Source organism: Allobosea sp. P4_C6, from assembly GCF_056402015.1.
In genome coordinates this window covers 1-21,590 of sequence record NZ_JBFUIF010000052.1, presented here as the reverse complement: position 1 = coordinate 21,590, position 21,590 = coordinate 1, and the positions used below count along the sequence as shown (strand labels likewise).

Genomic DNA, 21,590 nt, shown 5'->3' with positions numbered 1-21,590 from the left:
CCTGCGGCATCGTTGGCGATCAACACGAGCAGATCTTTGTCCTGCATGAACCGCTCGATCACCTTGCGACGATCTTCGCGCGACACGCCGCCGTGGATCACGTCCACGACCTCCGCGTTTCCGAGACGCGCGCGAACTTTGTCGAGCAGATAATGGAGCGTGTCCTTGGGCTCGGTGAAGATGATCAGCTTGCGCCGATTGCCTGCGGTGTCGACCATCAGATCATCGTCGAGAATGCGATTGAGCTGTGTCCACTTGGTATCGACACCAGAGCGCAGAACGCCAAGGGCCATCGACTCGAGGCCCTTCAGCGTCTCGACCTCCAGCGCGAGTTGCTCGACCGTCTCAGCCGTCGTCGCGCTCGTGGAGATTAGATCCTCAAGCTCGTCGATTTCCTCCTGCCCGTATTCCTCGATGTTGCGCAGCATGTCTGGACTGATAGGTGGCTCTCCGATCCCAACGCGGCGCCCTTTGGCCGCGAGTCGTGCTTCGCCCAGCTCGGTCTCTAGCCGCTCGCGGCGGCGCTTCAGCGACTGGTAGATGGCGGCCGGTGAGGAGGCGAGGCGCCGCTGGAGGATTTGCAATGCGAAGCCGACATTGTTGCGCTTTTTGCCGTCCCCCTCGGCGAAACGCTGCACGCGGTTCATCTCTGTGCGGACATATTCGGTGACGGCGGCATAGAGTGCGGCCTCGCCTTCCGAGAGCTGATATTTGACAGTGCGGGCACGGCGTTCGGGAAAGAGCGGCCGGCCATCAAATTTGAGCAGTTCCTCCTTGGTCAGCCGCCGCATCATGTCGGCAGTGTCGGCATAATGGACGCCGTCGCGGAAGCGGCCTTCGAACCGATCTCCGTCGAGCAGTGCCATGAAGAGCTGGAAATCCTCTTCCTTGCCGTTGTGCGGCGTGGCCGACATCAGCAGGAGATGTCGGCATGCCTCACCCAGCTTTTGGCCGACCTGATAACGCCGCGTATATTTGACCTCGCCGCCAAAGTAGGTTGCTGACATGCGATGCGCTTCGTCACAGATGATGAGGTCCCATTCGCGCGCGCTCATGAGCTTGTCCTGCAGCTCTTCATTGCGCGCCAGCACATCGAGACGGACGATCAGCCGATCGCGATCGCCGAACGGATTGCCCGAACGTGACGTCTCGATCATGTCACGCGTGAGGATGTCGAATTCGAGATTGAACTTCTGACCAAGCTCGTCCTGCCACTGCTCGACCAGGCTGCCCGGCGCGACCACAAGGCAGCGCTCGAGATCGCTGCGCGCGATCAGCTCCTTGATGAGCAGGCCGGCCATGATCGTCTTGCCGGCGCCGGGGTCGTCCGCGAGCAGGAACCGCAGCGGCTGCCGCGGAAGCATCTCGCCATAGACCGCTGAAATCTGGTGCGGCAGCGGATCGACGAGGCTGGTGTGGATCGCGAGATAGGGGTCGAAAAAGTGCGCGAGCTTGATGCGATTGGCCTCAGTCACCAGACGCAGTAACGCTCCATCGGCTTCGAACGACCATGCCCGCCCGTGCTGCTCGACCTCGAGGCGATGCTCGTCGTCACGGTAGAGAACGGCCTCAGCTACCGCGCCGGCGTGATCGCGGTAGACAACATTGATCGCCTGGTCGCCGATCCAATCGACCGCCACAACCTGAACCGGCTGCGCGGACGCAATGCCCCGGACGGACGCGCCGTTCTTGATGGCCTCGAGCCTTGCCCCCATTACCCACCACTTTCTTCCAAGGCCTTCATAGCTGAAGTTCCGCCATCTCTAGCTCGAACACAGTTTCTCTGGGGTTTAGCGCATTAATCGGATCCGGCGGCAAGGCGACGGCGATAAGCTTCGCGTAAATTAGCCGTTTCGGGAGCGAGAGAGCGTTGAGAGAACCGCTATTCACTCTCCGGCAGGCGGAACCCGCCCGCTGCAATGTACTCGATGATACGTCCTGACGGGATGCCTCGTTCCTTCAGTGCGTCGGGTACGAGACTCGCGCTGCCCTCCCACATCTCCCTGAGAGTGCCGAGCGCGGCGGATGCGTGGTCCGGCTTTCTAATACCCTCCAACCACTCGTCGAGGAGTTCTGGCGTACAAGTCGAGCTGGTCCAGGTCGGGTTCGTCGCGTCGGTGAAGTCCCGAAGGTGTCCGTAGCGGGCACGAATGAAGAGAAGCTCCTCGCTCGGCGCTTCGTTCTTTTCGGCCGCCTCAGCTACCTTGTCCTCGTAATAGGCCCGGATTTCTGCGCCTGCCCTACCGAAGAAGTCGTCGCCGAACTGGCGGCGATAGGCCAGCTCCCGTCCCCAGTCAGCACTCCCGACCGTGCCGCCCGACAACGCCGCGCGCGCGACATCCATCAGCTCTGGATCGCCAGCATCAGCAATCAGGAACGAGGGGATGGTATCGAAGACGCCGGAATATTGCCGGGCGACGAGGCCGTTATGGAGGGCGACGAGGTCGCGAAAGATCGTCCCTTCGCTGATCTTCTCTTCGGTGGCCGGTGTGAGGCTTGTGAACCCTCCGAGGAAATGCAGCTTTCGGAAGAACGTCCGATGCTCAGAGCCCTCGTACCTGGTGCCGAGGCAATAGAGTGTCGGTCCGTCGGGATTGAGTTTTCCCCAAAGGAGGTGGATCCGGTACGCGCCGTCGCCCCATTCGTCCGTGGTCGTCTCAATATCCGGCGGTTGCGGCGGCGGCGTTTCCAAGCGCGGCGAGACGCCCGAACGGTCTCCTAGGTCGGCGGCCTCGGACGAGGGTGTGACCGGCTCCAGCCCCCACACCGAGATGACGTGTGGCATGACCCTGGGAGGCGGTTCGCTGCGCTCGAGTGCATACAGGCGCGGCGCGATGCTCTTCACGTAGTCGTCGACTGGAATGAGCGCGATCGCCTTGCGCCAGGCGTCGGGCGACAGTCCGCGGGAAGGAATTGGGCGAAGGCCCGACCTAACAAACTCGTCCGGCGAGTAGCGCCGCAACCTCCCTAGACCGGCAGCGACGGTGCCGAACAGATCATCGGGGTCATCGGGATTGCCTTCGAGGCCTTCGAGCCAATCGAGATAGAAGTCCACGGTCGCCGCGTGCATAAACTCAGTGTTGCAGTTGATCGCTGTGGTCACCTGGTGCTTGTCCAGGCCATCTCGCAAAGTCRGGAGCAGCCGGCAGACCCGGCTGTCGCCGAGGCTCAGGAGCCCTCCGAAGGCAGCACCAACGTTCTGGATGTCGTCCTGCTCGATCAGAGATAGGATGATCTTCGGAGCCGTCATCGGATCGCCGTCGCGAAGCGGCGCCAGCGACACGAAATCGATCGTTGCGGTGGACACGATGTGGGTCGCATCGTCCTCGGTGATGAACGGCAGGAACGCGTTCACCGACATCCACGCGACATTCTCGGCGAGACCCTTGACGTGCCGGTAGATCGTCCACCGCCGCTCCAGCGGCAGCGTCATGTAGTGCGTGCGGAAGAGCAGCTGGAGCGGCTGAACCATGTCCTCGTGATTGGTTGCCCCGAAACGCGCGATCTCGCAGATCATCAGGTCCTCGAACCTAGCCTGCAGCGCCGCGAAACGCTCCGACGGGTCGTCCATCCAGAGCACTTCCATGAACCGCTGCGGGTCTTTCACGAAGATCAGGTCGTCATCGGCGTCACTCACTTCTATCTCCCCATGGCCTGTAGCAGCCGCCCGGCTGGCACGCGCAGTTCGCACACTTGCCGAGCCAGCTGCGCTTGGCGGCGTACCAATCTAGTCGCGGCCGGGAGCACTTACGCCCCGACGCCGCGAGACGCACCTCTTCAAAATAGGTTACGGGCCCATCCGCCGCTTGTTATTGTCCGCCAAAGGTGTGCTCGCCTCCGCCAGTGTGCTGTGCTCGGCACAGGCATAAGCAGGGCGCCCTAGCGTATTCTTGGCCCTTGGTTGCCCTTGCCGCCACGCGAAACAGGCCAGAGCCTGCTCGGTGAAGAGGGCTTTTATCGAGGTGGAAAGGGGGGAGTGGCGCGTTGCATCCGCAACCGACGACTGGAAGCCCGTCGACGTTCAATGTCGGCCATCAGTACTCTGCCGCCCGACAAAAGCCGCGTGCAGTAGCCCCTGTCTGGGCCGAGCACGTAGGCTAGACAGAGGCGAGCAAACATTTGGCGGACATTAACAAGCGGTGGGCGCGACCATAACGTAACACCCAGTTGTTCACCGGCTCAATTTGCGCTTTGTTTCCGTGCAGCAAGCGTAGATCTCAGATCACCAACTTCAAACCCGTAACTCCTTATAAAATCGATAGTACATTCAACTGCATCTATCACCGCACGCCCTTCTTCCAGATCATTATCCGACGGGTAGCGCGCGTCGAGCAAGCGCCGCCCTCGTCCTAATCGACGTGTTCAATCAATGGACCGCCCACCCCCGCGGACTAGGCCTCCGCGTGTTGCAAGACATTCCGAACCGCTGCTTAATGGACAAACGGTCTGCTGTGCGCGCATCGCATTCAACGCCGTGTACGAAGTTCACGCGGTGTCGACTGTTGCGATAGGGTCGGCCGCCTTAGCGACCTTGGCGAAGGCGCGGTTACGCTGATAATCGGTGGGCGTCACCAAAAGCCAAATCCCGAGAACGGCATTCACAAATGGAATGCAGTAGATGAGCAGCACCCAGGCTGTCCCGCCAATATCCCGAGCACGTTTCGCGCCCATGGCGATTGCTAACCAGAAGGCAAGCGCCCAGATGCCAAGATAGTAGGCATAAAATGCCGCAACTATGAGATCACTATCCGTCATGCCCAGGCGAACTGCGTTTCGCCCGAAGCTACCGCCAAGGGCTTCGGCGAATTCCTCTGAGGCGAACAGCGCCATGAAAACGCTAATCGCCAAACTGAAGAGGATGAAAGGTTTGCGCTCGACGCGCCCTCGCCACGGCAGAAGCGAATGTATCCACATGGTGGAAGGTTTGACGTTCATCATGGCGGATTGGCCTCGACTTCTAGGATCGGACCTCGCGAAAGTACGTCGCCGCGGCGTCCGCTGCTTGTTATTCTCGGCCAAAAGTTTGTTTGCCTCGGCCTGGGGTTGTATTTGGCCCAGAGCGGGAAGTTCGACGGCTTTGCCAATAGACCTAGACCAGATGTCCGCCTGAGATAGGGGCGACCCGTCTCACATTATGCAGGTTGCGAGGGTTGCGCCGGATGGTCCGGCACCGAGCCTCTTGCATAGGAGACGGGTCATGGAGAAGCCTCTCATCTACGTCGGCCTAGACGTGCACAAGGAGACGATCGCGGTGGCGCAGGCCGAGGCGGGGAAGCGGGGCGAGGTCCGCGAGTTCGGCACGATTGCGAACACCCCGAGGGCGAAAGCATTGACCAACAAACTGGCGCGCTCGGGCGCAGCACTCCGTTTTTTTGCTACGAAGCCGGGCCATGCGGATATGGGATCCAGCGGCAGTTGAGCGCGGCCGGGCACGGATGCGTGGTCGTCGCGCCGTTGCTGATCCCACGCAAACCCGGTGACCGGATCAAGACCGACCGGCGGGATGCGGCCAACCTGGCCAGGCACACCGGGCGGGCGAGCTGACGCCGGTGTGGGTGCCGGACCCTGCCCATGAGGCCGTCCGCGACCTGGTGCGGGCGCGTCAGGCGGCCGTCCGCGCCCTGCACAGGCTCGCCAGCAGTTGTCCGGCTTCTTGCTGCGGCAAGGCCAGCATTACAACCGCCCCACCTGGACCCTGATGCACCGGCGATGGCTGGCCGGGCTGCGCTTTGCACAGGCGGCCCACCACCTCGTCCTGGAAGACTGTATCGCGGCCGTCGAGGCCGCCACGGCGCGGCGCGATCGCCTGGAGGCCCACATCGCGGCGGCGCTATCCGATTGGTCCCTGGCACCGGTGGTGCGGGCGTTGCAGGCGCTGCGCGGCCTGGCATTGGTGGCGGCGGCGACGCTGGTCGCCGAACTCGGCGACATCACCCGCTTTGCCAATCCGGCAGCTGATGGCCTATCTCGGGCTGGTCCCCTCCGAGCACTCCAGCGGCGGCACCCGGCGCCAGGGCGGGATCACCAAGGCCGGGAACGGCTCGGCGCGGCGGATGTTGATCGAGGCGACCTGGACCTACCGGTTCCCGGCCCGGATCAGCCGGGAGCTTCTGCTGCGCCAGGAGGGTCTGGCCAGGCCGATCCGCGACACGGCCTGGAAGGCGCAGGAACGGCTGTGCGGACGCTACCGCAAGCTCGCCAGGGCGGGGAAGGCACCAAACCTCGTCACCGCCGCAATCGCCCGCGAACTGGCGGGTTTCGTCTGGGCCATCGCCCGACAGACCCAGCCGTCTGCCGCCTGAGCGCTCAACGCTGTTGAACAACAACGTAAGGAGGTCCCCAGTCGCATCAATCCATCCAAAGCTGGGCAAGGCTGGAGGCACGGTCACGGCAGGAGAACCCTCGTATCCACTAACAGCCGGACTCCGTCCGACGCTGGCTGCTAGACAGAGGAAGCCGCGACGCATCACCGGTCCGGCGGTAATCAACCCGCGCATCAGAGCATGATCAACCGTCGTGAACAGCTTGAAACGGCAAGCAAAGGATCATCGCGCCTGCTACTTGAAACGGCGGACATGAGAGTGGATGGAAGGCACTCCCGCTCGGGATTCCGTTTTGCCAGGTGACGTGCGAGTCTGGGCGATGCGCGCAGGGATCGTCATCACCGTGACCGCCGCGGATCGCGCCCGGCTTGAAGCCGTGGTCGCGGACCGCAACAGCCCCCAGAAGCATGTTTGGCGCGCCGCGATTGTCTTGGCCACGGCGGACAGGCTCGGAACGAACGCGCTCATGCGCGCGACCGGCAAGAGCAAAACCGCCGTCTGGCGTGGCTTCTTTCGACGGTTGGAACGACGGATAGGGTATACCGTAGCGGACACATCACAGGTGGCGCAAAACGGTGTCCGTAAGGCTTGACGCGAGCCTACGGACATGCATTTCTGCGGACGATATCTCTACGGACGGGAAGCTCGCCCATGCAGATTGTGTTCTATGCCCGCGTCTCGACTGCCGATCAGACCATTGCCCATCAGGAGCGGCAGGCGCGGGACGCCGGCTTCGCGATTGACCGCGTGGTCGCTGACAATGGCGTCTCCGGCGTCAGTACCCGGCTTGCCGAGCGGCCAGAGGGCCAGCGCCTGTTCGACCTGCTCCGGGCCGGGGACGTGTTGGTCGTGCGCTGGGTCGACCGGCTCGGGCGCAACTACGCCGACGTCACCGAAACGATCCGGGAGTTCATGCGACGGGGTGTGGTCATCAAGACCATCATCAACCGCATGAGCTTCGACGGGGCCACGGCAGACCCGATGCAGCAAGCCGTCAGGGACGCCCTCATTGCCTTCATGGCAGCCTCGGCGCAGGCGCAGGCGGAAGCTACCAAGGCGGCACAGGCGGCTGGCATCGAGCACGCGAAGGCGAGCAATGGCAGCGCCTACAGGGGCCGCAAGCCGAGCTATACCAGGGCGCAAATGGAAACCGTGCGCGACCAGCTGGCGCAGGATGCAGGTGTCAGCGTCATCGCCAGGACGAGCGGTCTGTCCCGGCAGGCGATCTACCGGATGAAGGATGATCCCGCGGAGGCAGAGGCGGCGCTGGCAAAGTGGGGACTATAGCGCGCGAACGCATTGGCCCCTGTCAACGATGAAACGAAAGAGGCCAGTAGCTTGTTTTTTGTTATTCGGCGGCGGCGTCAAACGGCCCTATCCTGTGTATGTCGTCGGAAGTGAGCAATCCTGGTTCCTCAAGAACGATGTTTGGCCAGCTGCCCCAACTGTCGCGCTCGTACTGCCAGGATTTGGAAAGGATCACCACGGCCGCAGTTTTGGCGCTATTGCCTCGATACGGGACGCCGAAACCACCGCGGGAATGCATGTAGACGACGCGGTCAAGGCGGCCCATTCTGTGGAGGACAGGTATTGGGGAGCGCGCAGTTGGATCAGCCTGGAGGATGCCTTTGCGGTGGACTTCGCTATTCGGTCAGCACTACCCCCGAAAGAGTGACCGTGTGCTACTGCCGCTTCTGCCAGCGCGCGACCGGTTCTATCGGCATGGTGGAACCCATCTTTTCCAAGGATAGCTTCGCGATAACGGCGGGGACGGAGACGATTTACAGCCGCGCGTCGGAGGGCAGCGGCAAACAGGTCCATGTCCATTTCTGCCAATCTTGCGGTACGAAGGTACGTCTCAGCTTCGAGCGGTTCCCTGACGCGATCGGCGTCTACGCAGGCACGTTCGATGATCCCAATTGGTTCGACCAGACGCCTGACAACACCAAGCATATCTTCCTCGGGATGGCGCAGCGCGGCACGATCGTGCCTGCGGGCTTCAATTGCTTCGACGAACACGCCATGACGAACGAGGGCGTGACCCTCCCACCCCGGCGATATGATCAGCCCAAAACAATCGCCTAGTCTCCTTCCGCAGGCTAGCTCCCGAGCCCGGGCTCGCCGTGAGGCGCCCGCGCATGTCTCTCGAACCACGAAGCGAGATCAGTCCCCCATAAGGCGGCGAGTTCGGAGGGGCTGAAATCATAGGGCGAGCGAGGGCTCAGCGCTTCGATGCCTTTCCGCCAACGCTCTTGATGTTTCGGCGGCAGAAGCGGGTTGTTCACGTCGATCGGCTTGTCGTCCATCGCCTTGAGGACGTCCTTCATCCGCAGCGCTCGCGGTTTCCGCCGGGTCTGCGTGTTCCGCTCCGTCGCCAGCTTCCTGAAATGCACCAGGTCGCTGACCAGGCGGGCATAGGCGGGGACGTTTGTCTGCCGGAGCTTTTCGATGACCTCGGGCCCGTGAACGGCGACGTCGGCAGCCACGATTTCGATGATCGATGCGCCGAGGCGATCCCGGGCGTTGAGCAGGTTCCTTCGCTGCATGGCGGCTTCTCCCGCGCCTGCGCGCGACGCGCGCGAATGGGGCAATTCTAGCAGAAACCCGCGGGCTGCACCCGGCGAAAAGTAAGGCGCCGCAGTTGGCTGACGACCACCTTCGCGCTGCGCCTCCATCGATCACGCAGCAATGGCGTCAGGCCCGCCAGGGGGACGCCTGCTTGAGGCGGGTCAGTCGGGGCTCGCCTGTTCGGCCGAACTCGTAAATATGAATTCAGTAGACTAAAGTTTAACCAAGAATTCCGTGTTAATATTCCAATAATACGAACTACTCCGATTTATTATGGAGGTAAAAACGAATTGACCCTATATGTCGTCGGTGATATCATTATTATATTGTTACTTATAGCCTCGCGAACTGGAGGCGCGTGCGATAAGTGGCCGACGACATTCTAGCGTGAGGATGCTTTCCATGCAGAACTTGCCGCCCCGGAATTCGTTCTCACCGCCCGGTCGTCCGATTGGCGCCCGTAGTACGCCGCCAAACGGCGTCGCGCTGGCCAAGCCGCCCGCGCCCTACAGCGACCCGGCGATGGTCGGCTCGAACTACGCCCGGCTCCCGAACGAAGCCTATATGACGATTGATGCCGACTGGATCATACCGGCGCTGCTGAAGGCCGTCCCGATCGAGGGGCGGATCCTGGAGCCGTGCGCAGGCCGCGGCCACATGGTCTATGCCCTCCGCGAGGCAGGGCATGACGTGGTCGCCCGAGATCTTTTCGCCTATCCCGACCCCTTGGTCCCCGACATCGAGAGCGGCTGCGATCTTCTGGAAATCAGCACACTGGCCGGTTTCGACTGGGTGGTGACGAACCTGCCCTTCAAGGATCAGGACGAGTTCCTCGCCCATCTCCTGCGCCTGGCCGCCGAGGCGAGATGCGGCGTGGCGGTGCTGACGAGGATGGAATGGTGCTTGGCGCAAGCGCGTCGTTTTCTTGTCCACGAACACCCGAACTTTGCAGGAAACGTGCTGCTGACGCGCCGTCCGCGCTGGAGTGAGGACGAGAAGGCGGCTCCGCGGCACAATTTCTCCTGGTCCGTCTGGCAGCCCGGGCCTCGGCCGGCCTCACAGCCCCCGTGGCTCACGTTTGGCCACTTCACCAATGTCTACTGCCAAACAAAACCGGCCTCCTAAACCGCGGGCGGCCACCTCGGCTGCCCACGAGTTGGATGATCGCTCCGCCGAGGCGGTCCCGGGCATCGAATTGGCCCGGGGCGCTCATTCGGCCCACGCCTGCGCGCCCCCCCGCGCACGGGGGTAGGTTTGTGGTTCTACCGGCGCCTCGGCGGCCGGCTTCGGGCGCGGGCACTTCGAAGCCTCACACCCGTGTCTCACCTCCCAGCCCGGGGGCGACCGGAGGAATTGTCATCAATGTCTTCTCGTGGGCACGGATACAGATTTTTTTTCTCTCTCTTTTTTAAACCAACTCATTCGCGCTCGCGCGCGTAAGAAGACAACGATGACAAAGGTACAAGCCGCTCGTAGACCGCCGCTGATTTTTTTGTTCGCCCTAACTGCAAGGTGAGCGCCGAATTACGACGCTGAGGCGCCGCCCCCGCTGATAGCCGCCGTAACGGCCTTGCGTGCGGCCTCTTCACGCTCCAGGTCGGCCGCAAAACGATCGGCAAGGCCGGGCGTCCTCTGCCAGCGCGGGACGGGCCCGTTGCGGTCGATGCGCGTCAACCAGCCGCCGGTTTCGAACCTCTGCATGAGCTTGATCTGCTCGTCACGGGGCTTGCCTTGCAGCGCGCGGCAGTGCCGGACGACGTCCCGCAGCACGATCTGGTCTTTCGGGCAGCGCAGGATGGCGGTCGCTATAGAGCGATGACGGTTCTTGGTACCCCCGTCGAGCATCGCATAGAACAGCTCCGCATGGGGGATGAAGAACCCTCGCATCATCGCGTCGACGCGTCGTGCCACCTCAATCGGCACGCAGTCTGCCGGTGTGGTAACGCCCATTTCGCTACCGTCGATGAAATGGAACAGGAGGGCGAGGCTCAGCCACATTGGCCCCATCTTGTTGAGGCACTCGGCAAACTCTCGCGACGGCTCCTGCGCGCGCCCCGCCAGCCGCATATCGTCGGCAAACTGCCGGTAGAGGTCCGAGCCCTCGGGGGTGAGCTTGTAGGGCGTGGCCACGGTGTGTCCGAAAGGGTCATGGCGAAGAATTGGGACGAGGGCCGCCAGTGCGTCGCGCACCGGTCGCAGGATCACCTTGGCGTCGCCGGTATCGTCCGTATCTTCATAGCCGCTCGCTTCGCGCATGAGTACCGGCAGGAAGCGCTGCAGGAGACCGTCCGCTGTCGGCAGCTGCTTCGTGTCGAGCAACCGGTCGGGCTGCACTGCACCGAGAAAGCTGCCGGCGCAGTGATCAAGGTGGACACTGGGTGTGGTCATGCRCTGACGATCATAGGGCGAGCCGTCGCGCAGATTGCAGTAGAAGGCGCGGTCGGCGCCGTCTGAACCGTTGGGATTGTAGCGTCCGAGCGAGCCCAGCCAACCCGACAACTCGTCGCGAAACATCGCGCTGCCGCCCGGGTTCGCGCCGAGGATTTCGACGTACTTCTCGGTCGTCACATCGCCAACGGCGCGTTGCCGCGGCGGGGCAATCTTCTTTATGGCTTCTGCTTCGGCTCGTTTTGCGTCGGCCCTTGTCATTTTAGCCATACTCAGGGCGATCGGGAGCCTCGCCGTAGCGACGGCATTGCCATGGCGGGCGCGATCCTGGGCGTCGAGGCTCGCCGGCAGGGCGCGGGCGGCACTGATCACCGCGGTCTTCATGGACGAAGGCGGCGCCACGAGGAGGACCCAGAGGAGCAGCGGCACCGCCCAGTCCCGCGAACGCTGCTTCGGCGTAATACATAGCCGCGTGTCGCCGCAAGCCGCCAGGCCGACCAGGTAGCTAACGGCGAAGGCGTCGGCGTCGGCTCCGCTCACCCGTGCGCTGACGGCGGCCGCTTCACGCACAGCTCGCGGAAGGAGGGCATGGTCAAGACCCATGCCTCTTCAGCCGTTGCGACCGTGCCTTCAGATGGTGTAGGCGCGCCGGACAGGCGGGCCTCGCCAAGCCCTCGTAGCACTTCCTCCCACGGCTCGTCGGCCGCAAGCGGAGCGAAGTAGGCGAACGTATCCCCGTGGGCGCGCGAGTAGATCTTTATGCACGGCCCGTCGGTATAGATGATGGCGCAGTTGCGCGACTGATAATCGAGCCCCTCTACGGGATCGGCGCATTCGGTATCGCGAAACGCCACAGGGTTTTTCTGGATGTCCGCCACAGTGAATGGACGGCCGTCGGGCAGCCAGAGCCTGTGATCGGGTGTCAGGGGCACGAACGACCATCTCCCGACGCTGGTAACCCCCATGGCAGTCACGCGGTCGTAATCCGCCTCGGCCTTCCGACGTGACGTGCCCCGAGCCTCCGCCGCCCTGACGTGCTCGGCTCTGTGCTTCGCCCGCACGCCGTCGCGCTGAACGCGGAATTCCGGGTCGTCGGCCGCACTTTGGCAGCGCTCGGCGAACAGGGACGCCGGCGCAACCTGATCGGCGAATGCGATGAGTTCAGCCGCGATCAAGATACCGTTGCCGCCCATGACCACGGCCGTTCGAGGCAGCGTCTTGAGCCGGGGACCGACGATGGCGGCTCCCTCATAGGACAACCGCTCGGGCGAGCCGACGGAGACGTCGACGGGTCCACGCACCAGCACGCTGCCGCTCTTCGAAAGTTGCAGCCGCCCGGCCGCCTCACCAGTGCCGTGACACCAGGCCAGGCGCATGAGAGCCTCGAGGCACTCCTTGGATTTCAAAGGATCGTCGATCAGGACGTATCCATGCTCACCGCGCTTCAGCGCCTTGCCACTCGACGGGTCGATGACCGAGGCGGAAGCGGACGGGCGGCTGAGAAAGGCAATCTTGGCGAAGGGCGGGTAAAGCTCGCACAGCAGCTCATAGAGTCCGTCGATGTCGTCTCCATCCAAGAGGAGGAGGCCATGACCTTCGGGCCATGCGAAGTGCGACAGCGCTCGAGGAATGCCGGGCCCGCCCTGGACAAAACGCTCCTTCGTTGTAATGCGCCCCGCCGTAGTGCCGTCCGTTGGAACGCCCAGGCTGATAGCCTCCTGCGAGGATAGCGCATCAATTGTTCGGCCGACTTTTGCCAGCGCTTCGGAAGGGTCGCTCGCAGCGAATGAGACGACGCGATAGTCACCCTGCGCGAACTGCGTTCCCGATACTCTCTCGACACTGCCATCGGCTCGCAGTCGATACTCCTTTGACAGTCTTCCCGGAGATACGAAGACCGTGAAGGAGATCGGGGCGCCAGCGTTTCCCTTGCGCAGCGGTTTCATGGCGACCGCCGCGGGGTGAGCGATGACTTGGGACGCCGCGGCCGAGCGAACTGAGAGGTGTACGATTGGAATATCATGAGGCCCTCCTCACTGGAGAGCCGCGCGCTAGGCGGGTTGCCGCGTCAGTGGTATCAATGGAGCAGCGAACCCCTGATACCGCGCCGTCGCATTCCCATTGCGGCGGCGTTTTTACTTCCGGGTGTGATCCGAAGAGTGGTGATCGCGGTGGCCCGCGCTGAGCCGTGCGATCAAGGCGTCGATGTCTCCGACGCGCCAAACCGTGCGACCTCCGATCTTCAGCGGCCTTGGAAAGTCACCCGTCTTGACACCCGCCCACCATTTGCTCGGGCTGACAGGGATAGGGCCGCCGTGCTGGCCAAGGATCTGCCTGATCACGACGAAACCGGCGGTTGGCCAGGCAGGCGCTGTTTTGGGAGCCGCGATTATGTTCGAGGTAAGCCGTGTGATGTGCATCGGTGCACTCCATCGCATTCGATGGAACACAATCGAGCCCCCGATGGGACGCGTCACTGAAGGCCAAAGGACCTTCGCCTTCAGTCAAAGGGCGTAAGGTCCGAGGCGCGCTTGATATCTGCGTCAGTAGGCGTTGGAGGCATGTCGGTAAGCGGGTCAGGAAGACCTACCCTCCGGGTCTCGCCGAGCCTTCTGAAGAGCGCGTTGCGCTCATCGGATACGCTCCCGGCAATGTCCTCGACGGTGCGGACCGATAGACCGGAGATTTCTACGAAGCGTTCAATCATTTTGGCCCTTGTCACAGCATCCGAGCCAACCCGCGTCCAGAACATCGCGCTCAACATGAGTTTCCGCTCACGTTGTGCGTGAGACGCGCCACCCTTTTGGCGGGCAACTGGTGTGAGCAGCGGTCGAGCATCGCCATGGTTGAGGTTCAGAAGATCGTGGGGGAGGTGCCTATCAACGACCGGCGGAAGGATGCCAGGGAAGAGTGAGAGCATCTGTGCTGCGACTTGCCGAACGGTCCTCATCATGATCGGGTCACGCTCAATGTCCGCACTTGTCCATGTGTCGATATCGAAGCCGCCATCGCACGCCTCGAGGCCAAGGACCGCTCGATGATGGGCGAGAAGGTCAGCTGCGAGCGAAACAAGCCCCGCGAGTGCCGTCAGGCCGACACGGGCGGCACTCTCCCTTTCGACGTCGGAGGTGCCCTTGTTGAACGCTGCCATAGAGAGATCAATTTGCCTCGCCAACTCCTGAGCGCTGATCACTGGGCTGATCCTTTGAGCTTTATGACGTTCGTGGCGTCGCCGGAAACGAAAGCTGCCCATGCCTGCATCAACTCCCGGCGCCGTTCGAGCAGGTCGCCTCGCCGGTAAGCTGCCTCGACCTTGTTCGACACAACGTGCGCCAGAGCCATCTCGCAGACCTCGTGGGAAAAGCCGGTGCGCTCCGATGCCCAGTCACGGAATGTCGAGCGGAAGCCGTGCACTGTCACGTCGTCACGCTTCATCCGCCTCAATAGCATCTCCATCGCCATGACACTGAGCGGTCGGCCCGTCTTCTGGCCGGGGAACACGTATGGGGTCTGATCGCTTCGCAGCGCGGCCGCCCGCTCAAGGAGGGCGAGTGCGCTCCCGGAGAGGGGAACACGATGCTCGCGGCTGGCCTTCATGCGCTCCCGTGGCACAATCCACATCCGGCCAAGGACATCGATCTCATCCCATCTCGCACCAAGGACTTCGCCCGATCGGGCTGCTGTCAGGATGCAGAATTCAAGCGCCCAGGCCGCAACGGTGTCGCGTTTGCGCACCTCGGCGAGGAACGCCGGCGCCTCGTCGATCGACATGGCGGCATGATGGCCACGGCTCAGGACCTGCCGCTTTGGCAGGAGATGGTCGAGGTGGCCGCGCCAGCGCGCCGGGTTTTCGCCTGAGCGAAAGCCCTTGGCTTTCRCCGCGTCGAGCACCTTCTCGATGCGACCCCGCAGCCGGCTTGCGGTCTCGGGCTTCTGGACCCAGATCGGCTGCAGCACCTTCAGGACGGCTGTCGTGTCGACCTTGTCGACGGGCGTCGCGCGGATAGCTGCTGCATAGGTGGTGAGCGTCATCACCCACTGGGCGCGATGCTTGGCGTTCTTCCAGGCTGGCGACATGGCGGTGACGACGTCGTCGGCCATCGCGCCGAAGTTCGGAACCGCGCGCTCGACGGAGCGCTTCTTAAGCGGGTCCTCGCCCGCGGCCTGCGCCGCGCGGGCCTGCGCCGCTAGTTCTCGGGCACGCGCCAGGGATACCCCCCGCGACGAGCCCAGGCCCATCTCCCGTAACCTGCCCGCCTGCCGAAACAGGAACACCCAGCGCCTAGCGCCCGACTTGTCGACGACGAGATAGAGGCCGCCTCCATCGGCATGCCGCCCGGGCTTCACGATGGTATCGACCTTGCGCGCCGACAACCGGTTTATCTGCCTGCCTGCCATCTACTCACCCTAACATCCACCCCAACAAGCTGCGGCGATTGCATAGGAGAGCATAGGACTGATATGGAGGCGTCGTCCAAATTATTGTTGTTTTTCAACGCAAATTGCGACCGTGATGGTGCGGTTTGGACACAGGTATGGCGGACGCCCTGTCCGCCAGCAATACCCAAGCAAATCATTGATTTAATTAAATTTGCAAACGAGGCAGCAATATCTGCATGCCTCCGCGACTGCGATCGGGTGAACCCGTTGCGCCCGCACGCGCGATTGCGCGCATCTCAAAGTCCCGGTTGCGCCATCGGCGGACATTGAGACCGAATCCGGAAACGCGCACTCAAGCTCTGGCCGCGAAAGCCATCGCGACCCCGCAGATGACGTCAGTCGGCTTGTCATTCTGGCATCAAAACGAACCCCAGCGGAAAGTCGGGCGCACTGCATCCGACTTCGGGTTCAGCCCATTTCCTGAAGCATTTGCGCTAAATCAAACCTAGCGATGCGCGTGCATTCCGAACGCCACAACTGTGTAGACAAGCTCCGCCAAATCCATATTCTCTTTTTTCGATCTCTAATCTGGCGACGGCGCGATTTATGAACGCCCGAACGCGAAAGGACCGGAGATGGCGACCGAGTCTGCACGGGCGAGCGGCCCGGCGACCACCACAGAAGAGCCCACGAGGCGAGCCGAATTCCTGGCTTTCCTGACCCTGGCGGTGCTGATCTGGCCGATCATCGCGGTAGGAGTGGTCGGCGGTTACGGCTTCCTGGTGTGGATGTTCCAAATCATTCTCGGCCCACCTGGCCCGCCACATTGAGGACGGGCCGATGGAACGGGTTGTCATCGATCGCGGACGCCGCAACTTCCTGACAGGCCGGCGCCTCTCACTGCCCGACAAGGTGCGCCCGCCTTGGTCCCGTACGGCGTCGATCGCGGCGGCCTGCACCGGTTGCGGAGCCTGTGTTCCTGCTTGCCCGCAGCACATCATCGCGCTCGACGAGGCCGGCCGGGCCGCCATCGACTTCACCGGGAGCGAGTGCAGCTTCTGCGGCGCCTGTGCCGATGCCTGTCCCGAGCCGGTGTTCGACCGTGCCATCCCCGCTTTTGAGCATCTGGCCGTGATCGGCCCGGAATGCTTCGCGAGCCGCGGCATCGTCTGCCAGAGCTGCGGCGATGTCTGCCCGGAGGCGGCGATCCGCTTCCGCCCGCAGCTCGGCGGGCCTCCATTGCCCGAGTTGGCGGCCGATCGCTGCAGCGGTTGCGGCGCCTGTATCGCGGTCTGCCCGGCGCAGGCCGTCGCCGTATCACCCCGCAGCCAGGAGGCAGCAGATGGCTGAAGAGTCGGGCCGCCGCTTCCATCACATATCGAGCGCCGTGATCTCGGCCCTGCCGGCGCGCGTCGATGCCGTGCTGACCAGCATCCGCGAGCTGCCGGAGACCGAGGTGCACCGAGTCGAGAACGGCAAAATCGTGATCGTGCTGGAGGGATCGAGCACCGGCGTGATCGGCGACCGTCTGGCTGCCATCAGCCTGATCGACGGGGTGCTGTCGGCCAACATGGTGTTCGAGCAGATCGAAGACCTCGAAAGCCTCGACGACATTGGAGTAGACCCATGACCCTGTCCCGTCGCGAGATGCTGAAGGCGCATGCAGCCGGCGTTGCCGCGCTCGCCGCCAATATGAGCGTTCCCGCCGAGGCCCAGCCGGTGACCGGCGGCGTCGACAGCCTGCAGATCAAATGGTCCAAGGCGCCCTGCCGCTTTTGCGGCACGGGCTGCGGGGTGATGGTCGGCGTCAAGGAAGGGCGTGTCATCGCCACGCACGGCGACATGAAGGCCGACGTCAACCGCGGCCTGAACTGCATCAAGGGCTATTTCCTCTCCAAGATCATGTACGGCAGCGACCGGCTGACCCAGCCGCTGCTGCGCAAGAGGAACGGCGTCTACGCCAAGGACGGCGAGTTCACCCCGGTCTCATGGGGAGAGGCCTTCGACACCATGGCCGCCAAGGCCAAGGAGACGCTCAAGGCCAAGGGCCCGACCGCGCTCGGCATGTTCGGCTCCGGCCAGTGGACGATCTTCGAGGGCTATGCCGCGACCAAGCTGATGCGGGCCGGCTTCCGCTCCAACAATCTCGACCCCAACGCCCGCCACTGCATGGCRTCGGCCGCYKWCGCCTTCATGCGCACCTTCGGCATGGACGAGCCSATGGGCTGCTACGACGATTTCGAGCATGCCGACGCCTTCGTGCTCTGGGGCTCSAACATGGCGGAGATGCACCCGATYCTATGGACGCGGKTGACSGAYCGCCGSCTCGGCCAKCCSCATGTSAAGGTCGCGGTGCTCTCGACCTWYACSCAYCGSAGCTCSGAYCTCGCCGAYATCCCGATCGTCTTCAAGCCGGGCACCGACCTGGCGATCCTGAACTACATCGCCMACCACATCATCTCGACCGGCCGGGTGAACAAGGACTTCGTCGACAAGCATACGACCTTCGTGAAGGGCGCGACCGAGATCGGGTACGGTCTGCGCGCCGACGATCCGCGCGAGGTCAAGGCGCGCAAGGCCGCCGATGTCACGGCGACGACGCCGATCGACTTTGCGGCCTTCGCGGACTCCGTCAAGGAATACACGCTGGAGAAGGTCTCCGCTCTGACCGGGGTCGAACCCGGCTTCCTGCAGCAGCTTGCCGAGCTCTATGCCGACCCCAAGCGCAAGGTCATGTCGCTCTGGACGATGGGCTTCAACCAGCATGTGCGCGGGGTCTGGGCGAACCAGCTCGTCTATAACCTGCATCTGCTGACCGGGAAGATCTCGGAGCCGGGCAACAGCCCCTTCTCGCTCACCGGCCAGCCCTCGGCCTGCGGCACGGCGCGCGAGGTTGGCACCTTCGCCCATCGGCTGCCGGCCGACATGGTCGTGACCAATCCCGAGCACCGCAAGCATGCCGAGGAGATCTGGCGCATTCCACACGGCATCATCCCGGAGAAGCCCGGCTACCACGCCGTCGAGCAGGACCGCATGCTCAAGGACGGAAAGCTGAATTTCTACTGGGTCCAGGTCAACAACAACCTCCAGGCCGCGCCCAACAACAGCAACGAGACGTATCCCGGCTATCGCAACCCGGAGAACTTCATCGTCGTCTCGGATGCCTATCCGACCGTGACGGCGATGGCTGCCGATCTCATTCTGCCCGCCGCGATGTGGGTCGAGAAGGAAGGCGCCTACGGCAATGCCGAGCGGCGAACCCATGTCTGGCACCAGCTCGTGAATGCGCCAGGGGAGGCGCGCTCGGATCTGTGGCAAATGATGGAGTTCTCGAAGCGCTTCACCACCGACGAAGTCTGGCCGGCGGAGATCCTCGAGACCAACCAGAACTACAAGGGCAAGACGCTATTCGACGTGCTGTTCAAGAACGGGCAGGTCGATCGGTTCGGACTTTCGGAACTCGACCCGGGCTACGAGAACCGCGAGGCCAAGCAGTTCGGCTTCTATGTCCAGAAGGGCATATTCGAGGAATATGCCGCGTTCGGACGTGGCCACGGCCACGACCTCGGCCCCTATGATCTCTATCACGAGACACGCGGCCTGCGCTGGCCGGTCGTCGATGGCAAGGAGACGCTCTGGCGCTATCGCGAGGGGCTCGACCCCTATGTGAAACCGGGCAAGGGCGTAGAGTTCTACGGCAACAAGGACGGCAAGGCCCGGATCATCGCGGTGCCGTATGAGCCGCCGGCGGAATCGCCCGATGGCGAGTACGATTTCTGGCTCGTCACCGGACGCGTTCTGGAACACTGGCATTCAGGCTCGATGACGATGCGCGTGCCCGAACTCTACAAGGCCTTCCCCGGCGCGCGCTGCTTCATGCACCCCGAGGACGCTCGCAAGCGCGGGCTCAACCAGGGAGCGGAGGTGAAGATCGTTTCTCGGCGCGGCGAGATGATCACGCGCCTCGAGACGCGCGGGCGCAACCGTATGCCGCCGGGCGTGGTCTTCGTGCCCTGGTTCGACGCCAGCCAGCTCATCAACAAGGTTACTCTCGACGCCACGGATCCCATCTCCAAGCAAACGGATTTCAAGAAATGCGCGGTCAAGATCCTCGCGGTCTGAGCGTGATGCGCTCCTGGACCGGTCTCGGGGCGGCGCTGGCAGCCCTCGTCGTCCTCACCGTCGGCGCGCTCTCGCAGGAGGGAGCACCGATCAGGGTCGTTCCGCGCGTGACCGGCAACGCCCATCCCATGGACCTCGACCGAGTGCCGGCGCTCGGCCGCCCGGTCGTCGACGACGTGAAGCGCATGCGGAACTATCCCGAGCAGCCGCCCGTCATCCCGCATTCGATCGACGGCTATCAGCTTACCCTCAACACCAATCGTTGCATGGATTGCCACAAGCGCGAGTTCACGGAAGGCTCGGGCGCGCCGATGATCAGCATCACCCATTTCCAGGACCGGGATGGGCAAGTGCTATCCGACGTGACACCGCGGCGCTATTTCTGCACCGCCTGCCACGTCCAGCAGACCGACGTTCCACCGCTGGTCCAGAACCAGTTTCAGGACGCCAAAGATGTCGGCCGGAAGCCGTAGCGGGGCGGGATCATGGCTAGGCTCAAATCCCTCGTCCTTTGGTGCTGGAGCGTCGTCGTGCGCTTCTGGCGGATCATAAGCCGCCCCAGCGCCTATCTCCCTCTCGGCTTCCTAACGCTCGGCGGCTTCATTTGCGGCGTACTGTTCTGGGGCGGCTTCAACACCGCGCTGGAGGTCACCAACACCGAGAAATTCTGCACGTCATGCCACGAGATGCACGACAACGTTTACCAGGAGATGCAGTCGACGGTACACTTCTCCAACCGCTCGGGGGTGCGCGCGAGCTGTCCCGACTGCCACGTCCCGCATAACTGGACCGACAAGATCGCCCGCAAGATGCAAGCCTCGAAGGAGGTCTGGGGTAAGATCTTCGGGACGATCTCGACCCGCGAGAAGTTCCTCGGCATGCGACTCGAGCTYGCCAAGCACGAATGGGCGAGGCTGAAGGCCAACGACTCCCTGGAATGCCGCAACTGCCACTCCTCAGTGGCGATGGATTTCACCAAGCAGACCCGCCGCGCGGCCGAAATCCATAGCCGCTACCTGATACCGAAGGAGAAGACCTGTATCGATTGCCACAAGGGCATCGCCCATCTCCTACCGGACATGACCGGCATCGAGCCCGGCTGGAAGGAGCCGCCGGAAAACCAAGGCAAGGGCAGCGCCTCCTGGCACGAGCCGGAACACGCCGTGCGCTCCTATCTGGCCGAGATCGAAAAGCGCTGAGTGTCGACGCTCCCGTTCGCCGGGCAATCGGTTCGCCTCGCAGCCTCCAGCAACACGATCCGCGAGCGATGATCGGCGAGTGCCTCGATCCCGCCGATGAGATAGGATCGACCCTCGCCATCCTCGCCTCGCATGGCTGGATCGAGGAGGTGTTGGCCCGTCCTCGCCGCGTGCGGCTGGTCCAGGAGGCCAGCGCGTGAGCTACAGGCGGTTTCAGTTTCCAGACACAAACGCCGCAAACGCCGCACTGCCGCAGGGTGTGAAACCGGAAACGCGCACCCCGCCATCTGGGGGAAGTGCCGCGAACGCCGCAACTGCCGCAGCACCCAAAGCCAAATCCTATCTTGTTTCGGTCAGTGACTTGGTCCTGACGTTTGAGCGCGATGTGGCTCGGCTGATCGAGTTGGGGAAGTCGAGGGCCGAGGCCGAGGACGCCGCCTACCAGGCCTGTCTCGTGCACTGGCAATACCGCAATCCAGTTAGTTTTTCCTCCGCCCCCTTGCGGCAGTGCGGCAGTTGCGGCAGTTGCGGCGGCCCCAAACGGGCGGGAGACATCCTGCTCGCCATCGGCATCGCGCCGGATCAGGTCTGGCTGCACGACGGCTGCTGG

At 63.2% G+C, this 21,590-nt stretch carries 18 protein-coding genes and 3 pseudogenes; 13 read left to right on the top strand and 8 right to left on the bottom strand.

The features are described from left to right. From AC1DVA_RS23335 to AC1DVA_RS23325, 3 genes are all read right to left on the bottom strand, one after another. On the bottom strand, positions 1 to 1,715 hold a 1,715-nt coding region (locus tag AC1DVA_RS23335; protein WP_476807438.1), incomplete at its 3' end, for an SNF2-related protein. A gap of 167 nt (positions 1,716 to 1,882) precedes the next feature. Then, a complete protein-coding gene (locus AC1DVA_RS23330) occupies positions 1,883 to 3,637 on the bottom strand; it encodes a hypothetical protein (protein WP_476807437.1) in 1,755 nt (584 codons plus the stop codon). Between the two features lie 848 nt (positions 3,638 to 4,485). After that, entirely contained in the window at positions 4,486 to 4,938 is a 453-nt protein-coding gene (locus tag AC1DVA_RS23325) for a DUF805 domain-containing protein (RefSeq protein ID WP_476807436.1), read from the bottom strand. Between the two features lie 259 nt (positions 4,939 to 5,197). Here AC1DVA_RS23325 and AC1DVA_RS23320 point away from each other — a divergent pair. The 4 genes and pseudogenes from AC1DVA_RS23320 (at position 5,198) to AC1DVA_RS23305 (ending at position 8,408) form a co-directional block, all read left to right on the top strand. Continuing rightward, positions 5,198 to 6,302: pseudogene (locus tag AC1DVA_RS23320) on the top strand (IS110 family RNA-guided transposase). Between the two features lie 340 nt (positions 6,303 to 6,642). Further along, positions 6,643 to 6,828: pseudogene (locus AC1DVA_RS23315) on the top strand (IS630 family transposase); the annotation flags it as partial. 146 nt (positions 6,829 to 6,974) lie between these two features. After that, positions 6,975 to 7,610 (top strand): recombinase family protein, encoded by a 636-nt coding sequence (locus AC1DVA_RS23310; protein WP_476807435.1) that lies wholly within the window; start codon positions 6,975 to 6,977, stop codon positions 7,608 to 7,610. A gap of 318 nt (positions 7,611 to 7,928) precedes the next feature. Continuing rightward, entirely contained in the window at positions 7,929 to 8,408 is a 480-nt protein-coding gene (locus AC1DVA_RS23305; protein ID WP_476807434.1) for a GFA family protein, read from the top strand. A gap of 14 nt (positions 8,409 to 8,422) precedes the next feature. On the opposite strand, the gene AC1DVA_RS23300 is transcribed toward AC1DVA_RS23305, so the two are convergent. Beyond that, positions 8,423 to 8,998 (bottom strand): hypothetical protein, encoded by a 576-nt coding sequence (locus AC1DVA_RS23300; RefSeq protein ID WP_476807433.1) that lies wholly within the window; start codon positions 8,996 to 8,998, stop codon positions 8,423 to 8,425. A gap of 295 nt (positions 8,999 to 9,293) precedes the next feature. Here AC1DVA_RS23300 and AC1DVA_RS23295 point away from each other — a divergent pair, with 295 nt between their 5' ends. Further along, on the top strand, positions 9,294 to 10,016 hold the full coding sequence (locus tag AC1DVA_RS23295; RefSeq protein WP_476807432.1) for a hypothetical protein: 723 nt from the start codon (positions 9,294 to 9,296) through the stop codon (positions 10,014 to 10,016). Positions 10,017 to 10,415: 399 nt separating this feature from the next. On the opposite strand, the gene AC1DVA_RS23290 is transcribed toward AC1DVA_RS23295, so the two are convergent. The 4 genes from AC1DVA_RS23290 to AC1DVA_RS23275 form a co-directional block, all read right to left on the bottom strand. Further along, positions 10,416 to 11,882: a DUF3987 domain-containing protein gene (locus tag AC1DVA_RS23290; RefSeq protein ID WP_476807431.1), complete on the bottom strand. Its 1,467-nt coding sequence runs from the start codon at positions 11,880 to 11,882 to the stop codon at positions 10,416 to 10,418. Beyond that, entirely contained in the window at positions 11,816 to 13,225 is a 1,410-nt protein-coding gene (locus AC1DVA_RS23285; protein ID WP_476807430.1) for a hypothetical protein, read from the bottom strand. Before AC1DVA_RS23285 ends, AC1DVA_RS23290 begins: the two co-directional genes overlap by 67 nt. A gap of 554 nt (positions 13,226 to 13,779) precedes the next feature. Further along, positions 13,780 to 14,472, bottom strand: a complete 693-nt coding sequence (locus tag AC1DVA_RS23280) for a hypothetical protein (protein WP_476807429.1) — start codon at positions 14,470 to 14,472, stop codon at positions 13,780 to 13,782. Continuing rightward, positions 14,469 to 15,677, bottom strand: a complete 1,209-nt coding sequence (locus AC1DVA_RS23275; protein WP_476807428.1) for a tyrosine-type recombinase/integrase — start codon at positions 15,675 to 15,677, stop codon at positions 14,469 to 14,471. Before AC1DVA_RS23275 ends, AC1DVA_RS23280 begins: the two co-directional genes overlap by 4 nt. A gap of 617 nt (positions 15,678 to 16,294) precedes the next feature. Between AC1DVA_RS23275 and napE the strand changes: the two genes are divergently transcribed. The 8 genes and pseudogenes from napE to AC1DVA_RS23235 form a co-directional block, all read left to right on the top strand. Beyond that, positions 16,295 to 16,489: a periplasmic nitrate reductase, NapE protein gene (napE, locus tag AC1DVA_RS23270; protein ID WP_265051782.1), complete on the top strand. Its 195-nt coding sequence runs from the start codon at positions 16,295 to 16,297 to the stop codon at positions 16,487 to 16,489. A 10-nt stretch (positions 16,490 to 16,499) separates the two neighbouring features. Then, positions 16,500 to 17,009, top strand: a complete 510-nt coding sequence (gene napF / locus AC1DVA_RS23265; RefSeq protein ID WP_265051781.1) for a ferredoxin-type protein NapF — start codon at positions 16,500 to 16,502, stop codon at positions 17,007 to 17,009. Continuing rightward, on the top strand, positions 17,002 to 17,289 hold the full coding sequence (locus AC1DVA_RS23260; RefSeq protein ID WP_476807427.1) for a chaperone NapD: 288 nt from the start codon (positions 17,002 to 17,004) through the stop codon (positions 17,287 to 17,289). Before napF ends, AC1DVA_RS23260 begins: the two co-directional genes overlap by 8 nt. After that, a complete protein-coding gene (napA, locus tag AC1DVA_RS23255) occupies positions 17,286 to 19,781 on the top strand; it encodes a periplasmic nitrate reductase subunit alpha (protein WP_476807426.1) in 2,496 nt (831 codons plus the stop codon). The genes AC1DVA_RS23260 and napA overlap by 4 nt, the downstream gene beginning before the upstream one ends. Further along, the gene (locus AC1DVA_RS23250; protein WP_265052382.1) at positions 19,754 to 20,254 is read left to right on the top strand and encodes a nitrate reductase cytochrome c-type subunit; all 501 of its coding nucleotides are present in this window, start codon (positions 19,754 to 19,756) and stop codon (positions 20,252 to 20,254) included. Before napA ends, AC1DVA_RS23250 begins: the two co-directional genes overlap by 28 nt. 12 nt (positions 20,255 to 20,266) lie before the next feature. Next, complete coding sequence (locus AC1DVA_RS23245; RefSeq protein WP_265052381.1) at positions 20,267 to 20,980, top strand: cytochrome c3 family protein; 714 nt, start codon at positions 20,267 to 20,269, stop codon at positions 20,978 to 20,980. Positions 20,981 to 21,048: 68 nt separating this feature from the next. Continuing rightward, on the top strand, positions 21,049 to 21,180 hold the full coding sequence (locus AC1DVA_RS23240) for a hypothetical protein (RefSeq protein ID WP_476807425.1): 132 nt from the start codon (positions 21,049 to 21,051) through the stop codon (positions 21,178 to 21,180). Then, positions 21,177 to 21,590: pseudogene (locus AC1DVA_RS23235) on the top strand (hypothetical protein); the annotation flags it as partial. The gene AC1DVA_RS23240 and the pseudogene AC1DVA_RS23235, both read left to right, overlap by 4 nt.